This window comes from Acidovorax sp. (assembly GCF_046341535.1).
Classification (GTDB): Bacteria; Pseudomonadota; Gammaproteobacteria; order Burkholderiales; family Burkholderiaceae_C; genus Acidovorax.
On record NZ_JBKDRI010000177.1, the window covers coordinates 100,200 to 111,533 of the forward strand.

An 11,334-nucleotide genomic window follows, 5' to 3' on the forward strand; every position below is an offset into this window, starting at 1 on the left:
TCGTGGATCACGATATAAACGCAGGTGATCCGATGACCACCGTTGATTGCCTGCCCCCCTCCTCCATGACCGAACCCGTTTCTCCAGGCGGCCTTGACCCGGCTGTGGCGGCACAGCGCCTGCATGAAGAAGGTCCCAACGAACTCGGTGTCAGCGGGCGCCGCGCGCTGCGCGAATTGGCCCTGGACGTTGTCACCGAGCCCATGTTCCTATTGCTGCTGGGCGCAGGCGCCATCTACCTGGCCATGGGCGATCCGCATGAGGCGATGATCCTGTTGGGGTTTGTCGTGATCATCATGGCGATCACGGTGCTGCAGCAGCGGCGAACGGACAACGCGCTGAACGCGCTGCGCGACCTCTCCAGCCCTCGTGCTCTGGCGTTGCGCGGCGGCAGCATGGTGCGAATCGCTGGCCGCGAGGTGGTGCGCGAGGATGTCCTGATGCTGGTCGAGGGTGATCGCATCCCGGCAGACGGTTCGCTGCTGCAAGCGCACGAGCTGGCCACCAATGAGTCCATGCTCACGGGGGAGTCCGAGCCGGTGGCCAAGCACCATGCCGATCAGGTGTTTGCGGGCACGCTGGTCGTCAGCGGCCAGGGCCTGATGCAAGTGACCGCCGTGGGCCGCCACACTGAGTTGGGCCGCATTGGCCAGTCCCTGGACACCATCGCGCTGCAGGCCTCTCCGCTGCGCGAAGAAATGGCTCGGCTCACCCGCAAGCTGGTGCTGATCGGCTTGACCCTGTGCGCGCTGCTGGTCGTCCTGTTTGGGACCCTGCGGGGCGAATGGCTGCAAGCGGTGCTGGCAGGCATCACACTGGCGATGGGTTTGCTACCGCAAGAGCTGCCCGTCATCATGATCATCTTCCTGGCGCTGGCGGCCAGGCGTCTGGCGGTGCAGCAAGTGCTGACCCGTCGACTCAATGCCATCGAGACGCTTGGTCAAACCACCGTGCTGTGCGTGGACAAGACCGGCACGCTGACCCAGAACCGCATGGCCGTGGCGGCGCTGTGCATTCCAGGTGAGGAACTGGATGTGCACAACCTGCCCGCAGCGAATGGCGGCACGTCCCTTCCAGAAGCCTTCCATGAGTTGCTCGAATACGCAGTGCTGGCCAGCGAAATCGAGCCACATGATCCCATGGAGCAGGCATTTCACCGCATGGCGGCGGACCACCTGGCCGGTACCGATCGCCTGCATCCCGAATGGTTGCTCGCGCGCGAATACGAACTCTCGCCCCAGTTGCTGGCGATGAGTCACCTCTGGCAGGATGGCGTCTCGACCGAAGACACCGTCGCCAGCAAAGGCGCGCCCGAGGCCGTGGCCAACCTGTGCCACCTGAGCGACGCCGAACGCGCCCTGGTAACCGCCCAGGCTGGCCGTTTGGCCGACCGGGGGCTACGGGTGCTGGGGGTGGCCAAGGCTCGTCACCGCACGGGAGACGAATGGCCGGCGGTTCAGCACGACTTTGGATTTGAATGGCTGGGCCTGGTGGCCTTGGCCGACCCACTGCGCCCCGAGGTGCCCCAGGCCGTTGCGAAATGTCGCAAAGCAGGCATCCGCGTCGTGATGATTACCGGCGACCACCCCCGTACCGCCCGCGCCATCGCAGCCCAAGCGGGCATAGCGCACGACAGCCTGGTCACCGGCGACGACATGACCCTGATACCCAAACAGGTGCTGGCCGAAAAGGTCAGGGAGGTCAGCGTGTTTGCCCGCATAAAGCCACACCAAAAACTGGAGCTGGTCGAAGCCCTCAAATCGCAAGGCGAGGTGGTGGCCATGACAGGTGATGGCGTGAACGACGCGCCTGCACTCAAGGCTGCGCACATCGGCATCGCCATGGGCCAGCGCGGCACTGACGTGGCGCGCGAGGCCGCCGCTTTGGTGCTGCTCAACGACGATTTTGCGGCCATTGTTCAGGCCATTCACCGGGGACGACAGACCTTCGCCAATCTGCGCCAGGCCATGATCTACACGCTCGCAGTGCATGTGCCCATCATCGGACTGACGCTTCTGCCGGTACTGTTTGGGCTTCCTGTGGTGCTGGCGCCGCTGCACATTGCGTGTCTGGAACTGATCATCGACCCGGCTTGCTCCATCGTGTTTGAGGCCGAGGCATCCGCCGATGACCTCATGCAACAACCGCCGCGCGTGGCGGACGAACCCCTGCTGACGCCACGCCACATCGTCTTGAGCCTGCTGCAGGGCAGCGTGGTGACGGCCGCAGTGGTCGGCCTGTATGCATGGCTGATCGGCCATGGGGCACATGCCGATAACGCCGGCACGGTCGCTTTTGTGCTGCTGGTGGCCGCGAACGCGGCGCTCATCCTTCCCAGCCGCAGCAGCCAGACCCGATGGCGCGGCGTGTGGACAAGCCTGACCCCGGTCAGCCTCTGGGTGCTCAGTGGCACGGCCGTGGCGTTGGCAGCGATCACGACCATCCCATGGCTGACGAAGGCGTTTAGCTTTCAGGCGCTTTCGATGGTTCAGTGGTTCGCGATACTGGGCGCTGGCTTGGCGTTGGTGCTGGTGTTTGAGGCCATCAAGTGGAGCGTTTTGCGCAATCAATCCATCGGATCGAAGTCGAGGGCGTAATTTTGCGGACCGCGATGCGCGATCTTGAGCGCGCCCACACGGTTTCCCAGCTCGGCACAACGCTCCAGCGACCAGCCTTTTTCCAGGCCAAAAAGCAAAGCTCCCCGCCAGGCATCACCGCAGCCGGTGGGGTCCACCAACTGGGCGGGCCGCACGGATGGGACATGCGTACGCGCGCCTTGGACCCAGACTTCACAGCCCTCGGCACCCAGCGTCACGACCAGGCCTTCTACCTTGCGCGAGATGTCTGCCAGCGACCAGCCGGTGCGATCGCAAAGCATCTTGCCCTCATAGTCGTTCACGGTGACCCAGGACGCCTGCTCCACCAATCGACCCAGTTCCTGGCCGTTAAACATGGGCAGGCCCTGACCTGGATCGAACACGAAGGGGATACCGGCCGCTACGAATTGCTCCGCATGCTCCAGCATCGCTTGGCGACCATCGGGCGAGATGATGCCGATATGCACCTCAGGGTCACGCTCGATGCGGTTGATGTGCGCCTGCATCATGGCTCCGGGATGGAACGCCGTGATCTGGTTGTTGTCACGGTCGGTCATGATCATGGCCTGCGCGGTGTAGGTATCTGACACCTGACCCACATGGCGCGTGCTGATGCCCAGCGCCTGGAGACGCGCAAGGTACTCCCCCCCATCGCTGCCCAGCATGGCCATGGGCAACGGCCTGCCACCCAGAAGGTTCAGGCTGTATGCAATGTTGCCAGCGCACCCGCCAAAGTCACGCCGCAGGGACGGCACCAGAAACGACACATTCAGGATGTGGATCTGATCGGGCAGGATCTGCTCCCCAAACCGCCCCTCAAAAGTCATGATCGTATCGAACGCAAGAGAACCGCAGATGAGGGCTGCCATAGTTATGGGGGTGCAGTCAGGTTGAAAAATCGAGAGGGTCAGGGATAGAACGTCAGCAGCCGGTAGCCCGCAATGCGACCGCCACCCGTGGTCACAACGACCGATACGGATGCGCTCCATTCGCCTCGCGCCGGCATTTCCTGCAGGGCACCGAGATCGGTGGGCAGCAAAACGCGCCGCAAGACGGGCTGGTCCTGGGCATCGGTCAGGGTGAGCTCGATCGCGGGCATCGCCAAGGGGATCGACGCCTGGTTCCTGAGCGTCATGTTGAGCAGATAGCTGTCGCCCCGCGCCTTGTTGAAGGATGAGCTGTCGATCACCAGATCCGCGATCTGGCGGGGCGGAGCAAGCTCGCACCCCACCGGCTCGCACAGCATCATCAGCCAGGGGCGCAGGCGGGACTCGGTGGCAGCAATGCGATCGCGCTCCTGGACCGCAATCTGCGCTGCAAGCCCGCCCAGCAGCGCCAGCAGCAGCAACGCCAAAAACGTGCGGACCAGGGGGCGGCGCCAAAACGCCTTGCGCCGCGCGGCGATGACAAAGCTCACTTCCGGCTGAGGCTCGGCAAGCGCCTCCTCATCGCCCCGGTCGCGCTTGGATCGCTTGGATCGCTTTGGAACTTTCGCGGGCGGGCCTTCGGCCGCCTGCGCCTCAGCGGCAGGTTCACGCACCGGAGCATCGGCGCGTGCGCCGGGCTGCGAATCTGTCGCCCTGTCAGAGTCAGCTTTTGGCAGCGCGGCCTCAGCGCGCCGCTCGCCATGGGGGATCTGCAGCGCCGGCGGAGGATCGGTAGGCTGGCCCGCCTTCGCATCCAGGGCCCGACGCTTTTTCGTGCGGTCCAGGGCGGGCAGTCTCTCGGCCTGCCCTGGCACCACAGGTGCCGCAGGCGCGCCAGGTTTCGCGCTGGGGCCCGCAAGCGGGCTGGGGAGATTGGGGCCGGGCGCCACGGGGCCAGCCGCCCGCCCGTCGGCGCTCCAGCGAAACGGCGTGATCGGTTCGAGCGTCAGGCCCGCACCGTCGAGTGCAGAGTCAGCCGATAAAAATGCCGGAACCGTGGCCTCCGGAACCTCCATCATCGGGGCGGCTGCGTCGGCGGCGATCGGCGGAGCGGGCGCGCGCGGCACGTCGATGCCCGCACGATTGCGGCCCGCCACGGGCAAGGCCTGGCCAGCCGGCTGAGCAACGCCCTTGATCGATTTGTCTGCCGCCGATGCCGGTGCCGTGCTCCTCCCGTCTTGCGGCAGCGATGACGCGGCGTTGCTCACAGCGACACGCGCCTGCACACCGGAGGCGGCCGACGGCGCGGCCCCTGCCGCCCAGGTCCGTTCCACGGGCTTGCGCACGACCGGCGCCGGTGGCGGGCGCACGTCGGTCAAGGAGACGTCTGGCAACAGCGCAGACGCGGCCGGCGCCACCAAATGAGCGGATGCGTCAAAGACTTCACTGCAATGGCCGCAGCGCACCCAGCCCTGCGAAATGCGGAGTTGATCCGCCACCACTTTAAAGGAGGTGGCACAGGCCGGGCAGCGGGTGATCTGGCTCATCAGCGACGGATTGTAGGTTGACGGCCCACCGGCCAGCGGCTGGATTGCGCAGGCTCACCGCCGCGCGGTCATCAGGATCCACCCATCCTCGGTATCGGCGACTTCCAGGGCCAGCCATGGAGCATAGGCCTCCTTCAACTCGTGGGCCTGCCGCTCCAGGATCCCGGCCAGTACGAGCGACCCGCCGGGTGCGACATGGTTGCACAGCAGGGGAGCGAGCACACGCAGCGGGGTCGCCAGAATGTTGGCCAGCACGGTCTGGTACTGCCCAGACGCCTGGTCGGGCAAACCGGTACGCAATTGCACCGCGTTGGCAGCGGCGTTTTGAGCGGTTGACTCGACCGCAGCGGGATCAATGTCCACCGCATCGACGTCAATAGCGCCAAACTTTGCAGCGCCGATCGCCAAAATACCCGAGCCGCAGCCGTAGTCCAGCACCCGCCCCAGCGCGTTGCCCGCTGGGGCCAAGGCGCCCTGCCGCGCAATCCAGCGCAGGCACATGCGGGTGGTGGGATGGGTGCCCGTGCCGAACGCAAGGCCCGGATCCAGCCGGATACTGCGAACCGCCTGCGCGGGCAGTTCATGCCAGGTGGGAACGATCCAGAAATCAGGGGTGATCTCCACCGGCGCGAACTGCGACTGGGTGAGACGCACCCAGTCCTGGTCGGGCACGGCGGCGATACCCAGCACATGGCAACCGTCAAAAAAGTCTTGCACCGTGAGCAGAGCGCGCGCCTCGGTGGCGGCGGCTTCGGACGCGAACAGCGCCACAACCCGGCTACGCTGCCAACCGTCTTTGGGCGGCGGCATGCCAGGTTCGCCAAACAGCGCCTTCTCGGCGTCCGTCTGCGCGTCTGCGTCCTCGACCGAGACACTGAGCGCATCCAGCGCATCCAGCGCTTCGCTGATCTCTTCGATCCGGCCCTCGGGGCACATCAGGCTCAGCTCAAACATCGCGGCAACTCCTGGAAAAAAATCAATGCTGGCATCCGTTGCCAGATGCCAGCATGAAAGGGACAGACAAGGGCGCTAGCCCCGAGCTCAGCGCTTGTGTTGCGACAGCCACTCTTCCAGGTAGTGGATGTTGGTGCCGCCCGCCATGAACTTGGCGTCCACCATCAGCTCGCGGTGCAGCGGCACGTTGGTGTTGATGCCCTCGATGACCGTTTCGGACAGCGCCGTGCGCATGCGGGCCAGGGCCTGCTCGCGCGTGTCGCCATGCACGATGATCTTGCCGATCATGGAGTCGTAGTTGGGCGGCACAAAGTAGTTGGTGTAGGCATGCGAATCCACACGCACGCCAGGTCCCCCCGGGGGATGCCAGGTGGTGATGCGCCCGGGCGACGGGATGAACTTGTACGGGTCTTCCGCGTTGATACGGCACTCGATGGCGTGACCGCGGATCTCGATCTGGCGCTGCGTGAACGGCAGCTTTTCGCCCGCCGCCACCATGATCTGCGTCTTCACGATGTCCACGCCGGTGATCCACTCGGTCACGGGGTGCTCCACCTGCACGCGGGTGTTCATCTCAATGAAATAGAACTCGCCGCTCTCGTACAGAAACTCAAACGTGCCCGCTCCGCGGTAGCCGATCTTCTTGCAAGCGGCCACGCAGCGCTCACCGATCTTTTCGATCAGCTTGCGGGGGATGCCTGGGGCTGGAGCCTCTTCGATCACCTTCTGGTGGCGGCGCTGCATGGAGCAGTCGCGCTCGCCCAGGTACACCGCGTTGCGGTGCTTGTCGGCCAGGATCTGGATCTCGATGTGACGCGGGTTCTGAAGGAACTTTTCCATGTACACCGAAGGATTGCCAAACGCAGCCCCTGCCTCGGCCTTGGTCATCTGCACGGCGTTGACCAGCGCGGCCTCGGTGTGCACCACGCGCATGCCTCGCCCGCCGCCACCGCCTGCGGCCTTGATGATGACCGGGTAGCCCACCGCCTTGGCAATGCGGCGGATCTGCGCAGAGTCGTCGGGCAAAGCGCCTTCGGAGCCCGGAACGCAGGGAACGCCCGCGCGGATCATGGCCTGCTTGGCAGACACCTTGTCGCCCATGATGCGGATCGACTCGGGGGTGGGGCCAATGAACTGGAAGCCGCTTTTTTCGACGCGCTCGGCAAAATCCGCGTTCTCCGACAGGAAGCCGTAGCCAGGGTGGATGGCTTCAGCGTCCGTCACCTCGGCTGCAGAGATGATCGCGGGCATGTTGAGGTAGCTCAGAGGCGATGGCGCAGGCCCGATGCACACCGCTTCTTCCGCCAGCTTGACATATTTCGCGTCGCGGTCGGCTTCGGAATAGACCATCACAGCCTTGACTCCGAGTTCCCGACACGCTCGCTGGATTCGGAGGGCGATTTCGCCGCGATTGGCGACAAGGATCTTTTTAAACATAAGCTGCCTCGCGGCTCATCGCCCGCACGCTGGCGCGTGCCCGCGCAATTTGCTGCGCCTTGCCTTTGGCAAGACCGCCGCGATTGGCGACAAGGATCTTTTTAAACATAAGCTGCCTCGCGGCTCATCGCCCGCACGCTGGCGCGTGCCAGCGCAATTTGCTGCGCCTTGCATTTGGCAAGACCGCCGCGATGGGCGACATCGATCTTTTTGGACATGGACACCCTATTCGATGACGAACAGAGGTTGTCCGTATTCCACGGCTTGGCCGTTCTCGCCCAGGATTCGGGTCACGGTGCCCGACTTGTCGGCCTCGATCTCGTTAAGGATCTTCATGGCCTCGATGATGCAAATCGTCTCGCCTTCTTTGACCTGGCTGCCCACCTCCACAAACGCTTTGGCGCCAGGGCTGGACGAACGGTAGAACGTGCCCACCATGGGCGACTTGACGATGTGTCCGGCCGGGGCGGCAGCGGCTGCCGGGGCTGGCAGTTCAGCCACCGGCGCTGCCGCCGGAGCAGCCGCGGGTGCCTGGGCCGGGGCGGGCATGTATTGCTGCACCACCGCGCCGCCGCTCTTGACGATGCGGACCTTGCCTTCGGCCTCCGTGATTTCGAGTTCGGAAACGTTCGATTCGGAAACGAGATCGATCAGGGTTTTGAGTTTTCGCAGATCCATGAAAGCTCCAGCGGCTATAAAACTAAACAGGGCGCGAATTTACTCTAATTTCGCCCTATCCAACCTAAACCGCGGCAATTTTCATGAACTCCATCGAAAAAACCTTCGGCCCAAGCCCCTTGACCCGCCAACAGATCAACCCAGCTTGGACCAATTTTGCAGGTCATCCACGGTAACTTGCCCCATTTTACGATGCAGTACACGGCCGTTCGCGCCGAACACCACCGTAAAGGGCAGGCCGCCGGTCAGATTGCCGAGCGACCGGCTCAGGTCTGTGCCCCCCAGGCCCGCCATGCCCGTGGGAAAGGCCACAGGGACCTGTGAAAGAAACTTCCGCACGGCCGAGGGTTGGTCGATGGCCAGGCCCACCACCTGCCAACCCCTGGGATGGTGCTCTCGAAAGAACGCGTCGATCATGGGCAACTCTTCCACACAGGGCGGGCACCAGGTGGCCCAGAAATTCAGAAGCAGCGGCTTGCCGGCCAGGGTTTGCATGGCCAGCGCGCCGCCCTCGGGGCGCTCAAACTCCATCGTCCACAGCGCCTGCTCGGCCCCCGCCTCCATCGCATGCGGCTGGAACTTCCACCAGGCGTAGCCTGCCCCGCCCAGCGCCGCGGCTCCCGCCACCCCGGCATACAGCAGACGCCGGCGGTGGGCAGAAGGTGGCGCATCGCCCTGGGCACCCGGCGCCCGTTCGCATTCGGAAGAACTCATGAATCAATGCTTTCCTGAAGTAGCAGCCGCACTGCGGTGATGTCGCCCCGCGGCGTGCGGCCCCTGGAATCGGCACGCAGGGCACCGCGCAGGTCATCAAGGTCGTACACCATGAGGTGAACGCCAATGATCTCGTTGAGCTCTGGCGACTTGCTCCCCAGGCTCAAGGCCTCGACCGACTCTCCGTGGAAACCCGTGACCGTGCGCGGCTCGTAATCCACCTTGTGGTCAATCAGCGCAATCTCGGCCGACTTGGAATCATCGCAGAACAGTTGGATGTAGATATCCGAAAGGCGCGTTGCAGTGCCATGCCAGACGGCACCCGCCAGATGCGGACGAAAGGCCGCCATGCGATCCATCCAGACCAGCGCCAGCTGGCGCAGGGCGCGAAGCTCCTGCGGCTGGGTGTCGGCACAAAACAGTGCGATGTACTCGCGCACTGCATCTTCCACCAGGTCGTTGTCAGGCAGCGGCGTGCGGGCGGGCAGGCCCATCTGACGAACCGCCCGGCGTTTGGCAGGCCCCCATTCGAGCCCCTCATCCACCACCAGCCGGGCTGTGGTTTGGGCGATTTCTTGGCTCAGGGGGGTGTGCATGGAAGCGACGGTGGACGATGGCGTGGCGAGGCAGACCTCCATTGTGGCCTTTGGCGCGGTGCGCGATGGCGGCTTGACCCCATGCCACCCCCGGGCACCAGGCCACAGCCACGCCCAGGGCGGGCAAAGGCCGGGGCATCCGGCAAGCGCCCCAGGGTGGAGCAAGCCAACGCCGCCATTCGATGTGTTTACTACTATTTTTATAGCTTATAGCGCTGGATGGACGTGCGCTCCAGGCTCATTCGGTCAAAAACGTAAAATCGTCACCCATGCACATACACATCCTGGGCATCTGCGGCACCTTCATGGGCGGGCTGGCCGCGCTGGCGCGCGAGGCGGGCCATACCGTGACGGGCTGCGATGCGGGCGTTTACCCCCCCATGAGCGACCAGTTGCGGTCGCTTGGCATTGATCTGATCGAGGGTTTTGGGTCTGAGCAGCTGGTGCTCAAGCCGGACATGTTTGTGGTCGGTAACGTGGTCAGCCGCACGCGACTGCCCAGCGGGGCCCCCAAGTTTCCGCTGATGGAAGCGATTCTGGACGCCGGGCTGCCCTACACCAGCGGCCCTCAGTGGCTGGCCGAGCATGTGCTGCAGGGACGGCATGTGCTGGCCGTGGCGGGCACGCACGGCAAGACGACGACCACCTCTATGCTGGCGTGGGTGCTGGAAAGCGCGGGGCTGCGGCCTGGTTTTCTGATTGGTGGGGTGCCCCTGAACTTCGGCATCTCGGCACGGCTGGGCGCGCCGCAGCGGCCCCAGCCCGGGAGCGCCCCCCTGGGCTCGGCACCGCTGTTCGTCATCGAAGCCGACGAGTACGACACCGCCTTTTTTGACAAGCGCAGCAAGTTCGTTCACTACCGCCCACGCACCGCTGTGCTCAACAACCTGGAGTTCGACCACGCCGATATCTTTGACGACCTGGCGGCCATCGAGCGGCAGTTTCACCACCTGGTGCGCACGGTGGCGCCCTCGGGGCGCGTGGTGGTCAACGGGCTGGAGGAAAGTCTCGCCCGCGTGCTCCACATGGGCTGCTGGAGCGACACCACAAGTTTTGGCGCGGCCGTAAGCGACTTTGTGGCAGAAGGCCCACCCCATGCATTTGATGTGCTGTATCGAGGCCAGCCGGTGGCGCGCGTGGAATGGAGCCTGACCGGGGTGCACAACCAGCTCAATGCCCTGGCGGCCATCGCCGCGGCGCAGCATGTGGGGGTGGCACCCGCGCAGGCCGCTGCCGCACTGGGGGCATTTCAAAACGTCAAGCGGCGGATGGAACTCAGAGGCACTGTGCGCGGCATTTCGGTGTATGACGACTTTGCACACCACCCCACTGCCCTGCGCACGACGCTCGACGGTCTGCGCCGCAGCCTGGGCAGCGGCGCGCGCATCCTGGCGGTGTTCGAGCCGCGCAGCAACACCATGAAGCTGGGCGCGATGAAATCACAGCTCCCCTGGGCGCTGGAGCCTGCCGATCTGGCTTTTTGCCACACCGCCGGTCTGGACTGGGATGCAGAGCAGGCGCTGGCCCCGCTGGGCGTTGGGCAGGGCCTGCGCGCGCGCACCGCGCCCGACATTGACACCCTGGTCAACCAGGTCACGCAGGCGGCCCGCCCCGGAGACCACATCGTGTGCATGAGCAATGGCGGGTTTGGCGGCATCCACGACAAGCTCCTGCAATCACTATCGAATAGATAGCAAAAAACCCATGACAACCGGGCGTAACTGGCTATTTTGATATCCATTCCGGCCTGACTATCGTTTTGCGCAGCTGACGACGCAGACGCGGAGGCGGCGCATGGATCGCAGCTTTCCACCAGGCCACGGGCGCGCACGGGCGCTCCCGTGGTGACCGGCGCTCAAGACACCGGGCAGGCCGACCAGGCTGAGCCTAAAAACAGCAGTTGGATGCATTTGCCAGCGCTGCTGTTGGGGTGCCAGGCAAGGCG

Annotated in this window: 9 protein-coding genes; 2 read left to right on the forward strand and 7 right to left on the reverse strand. The window is 64.6% G+C overall.

Annotated elements, in window-relative coordinates:
• The first annotated feature begins 32 nt into the window (after positions 1-32).
• Positions 33-2,597: a cation-translocating P-type ATPase gene (locus ACK543_RS13540; protein ID WP_409943365.1), complete on the forward strand. Its 2,565-nt coding sequence runs from the start codon at positions 33-35 to the stop codon at positions 2,595-2,597.
• Here the strand turns inward: ACK543_RS13540 and ACK543_RS13545 are convergent.
• The 7 genes from ACK543_RS13545 to ACK543_RS13575 all read right to left on the reverse strand — a co-directional run bounded on the left by ACK543_RS13545 (position 2,567) and on the right by ACK543_RS13575 (position 9,389).
• Positions 2,567-3,466, reverse strand: coding sequence for a carbohydrate kinase family protein (locus tag ACK543_RS13545; protein WP_409943366.1), 900 nt, complete (start codon positions 3,464-3,466; stop codon positions 2,567-2,569). The two genes, ACK543_RS13540 and ACK543_RS13545, sit on opposite strands and share 31 nt — an antisense overlap.
• Before the next feature lie 38 nt (positions 3,467-3,504).
• Positions 3,505-5,010 (reverse strand): DUF3426 domain-containing protein, encoded by a 1,506-nt coding sequence (locus ACK543_RS13550; RefSeq protein ID WP_409943367.1) that lies wholly within the window; start codon positions 5,008-5,010, stop codon positions 3,505-3,507.
• Positions 5,011-5,064: 54 nt separating this feature from the next.
• Positions 5,065-5,964 carry a 50S ribosomal protein L11 methyltransferase gene (gene prmA / locus ACK543_RS13555; RefSeq protein ID WP_409943368.1) on the reverse strand — a complete coding sequence of 300 codons (900 nt, stop codon included), beginning with the start codon at positions 5,962-5,964 and terminating at the stop codon, positions 5,065-5,067.
• A gap of 87 nt (positions 5,965-6,051) precedes the next feature.
• Positions 6,052-7,401 (reverse strand): acetyl-CoA carboxylase biotin carboxylase subunit, encoded by a 1,350-nt coding sequence (accC, locus tag ACK543_RS13560; RefSeq protein ID WP_409943369.1) that lies wholly within the window; start codon positions 7,399-7,401, stop codon positions 6,052-6,054.
• 225 nt (positions 7,402-7,626) lie between these two features.
• Positions 7,627-8,079, reverse strand: coding sequence for an acetyl-CoA carboxylase biotin carboxyl carrier protein (gene accB / locus ACK543_RS13565; RefSeq protein WP_409943370.1), 453 nt, complete (start codon positions 8,077-8,079; stop codon positions 7,627-7,629).
• A 135-nt stretch (positions 8,080-8,214) separates the two neighbouring features.
• A complete protein-coding gene (locus tag ACK543_RS13570; RefSeq protein ID WP_409943371.1) occupies positions 8,215-8,793 on the reverse strand; it encodes a TlpA family protein disulfide reductase in 579 nt (192 codons plus the stop codon).
• Positions 8,790-9,389: a hypothetical protein gene (locus ACK543_RS13575; RefSeq protein WP_409943372.1), complete on the reverse strand. Its 600-nt coding sequence runs from the start codon at positions 9,387-9,389 to the stop codon at positions 8,790-8,792. Before ACK543_RS13575 ends, ACK543_RS13570 begins: the two co-directional genes overlap by 4 nt.
• 269 nt (positions 9,390-9,658) lie before the next feature.
• Between ACK543_RS13575 and mpl the strand changes: the two genes are divergently transcribed.
• Entirely contained in the window at positions 9,659-11,083 is a 1,425-nt protein-coding gene (mpl, locus tag ACK543_RS13580; protein ID WP_409943373.1) for a UDP-N-acetylmuramate:L-alanyl-gamma-D-glutamyl-meso-diaminopimelate ligase, read from the forward strand.
• The last annotated feature ends 251 nt before the right edge of the window (positions 11,084-11,334 follow it).

What these genes read in the sequence shown, in the direction of transcription:
- prmA (WP_409943368.1), bottom strand. Translation starts at nt 5,964, where the DNA reads ATGTTTGAGCTGAGCCTGATGTGCCCCGAGGGCCGGATCGAAGAGATC.
- ACK543_RS13550 (WP_409943367.1), bottom strand. Translation starts at nt 5,010, where the DNA reads ATGAGCCAGATCACCCGCTGCCCGGCCTGTGCCACCTCCTTTAAAGTG.
- ACK543_RS13545 (WP_409943366.1), bottom strand. Translation starts at nt 3,466, where the DNA reads ATGGCAGCCCTCATCTGCGGTTCTCTTGCGTTCGATACGATCATGACT.
- mpl (WP_409943373.1), top strand. Translation starts at nt 9,659, where the DNA reads ATGCACATACACATCCTGGGCATCTGCGGCACCTTCATGGGCGGGCTG.
- accB (WP_409943370.1), bottom strand. Translation starts at nt 8,079, where the DNA reads ATGGATCTGCGAAAACTCAAAACCCTGATCGATCTCGTTTCCGAATCG.
- ACK543_RS13570 (WP_409943371.1), bottom strand. Translation starts at nt 8,793, where the DNA reads ATGAGTTCTTCCGAATGCGAACGGGCGCCGGGTGCCCAGGGCGATGCG.
- ACK543_RS13540 (WP_409943365.1), top strand. Translation starts at nt 33, where the DNA reads ATGACCACCGTTGATTGCCTGCCCCCCTCCTCCATGACCGAACCCGTT.
- accC (WP_409943369.1), bottom strand. Translation starts at nt 7,401, where the DNA reads ATGTTTAAAAAGATCCTTGTCGCCAATCGCGGCGAAATCGCCCTCCGA.
- ACK543_RS13575 (WP_409943372.1), bottom strand. Translation starts at nt 9,389, where the DNA reads ATGCACACCCCCCTGAGCCAAGAAATCGCCCAAACCACAGCCCGGCTG.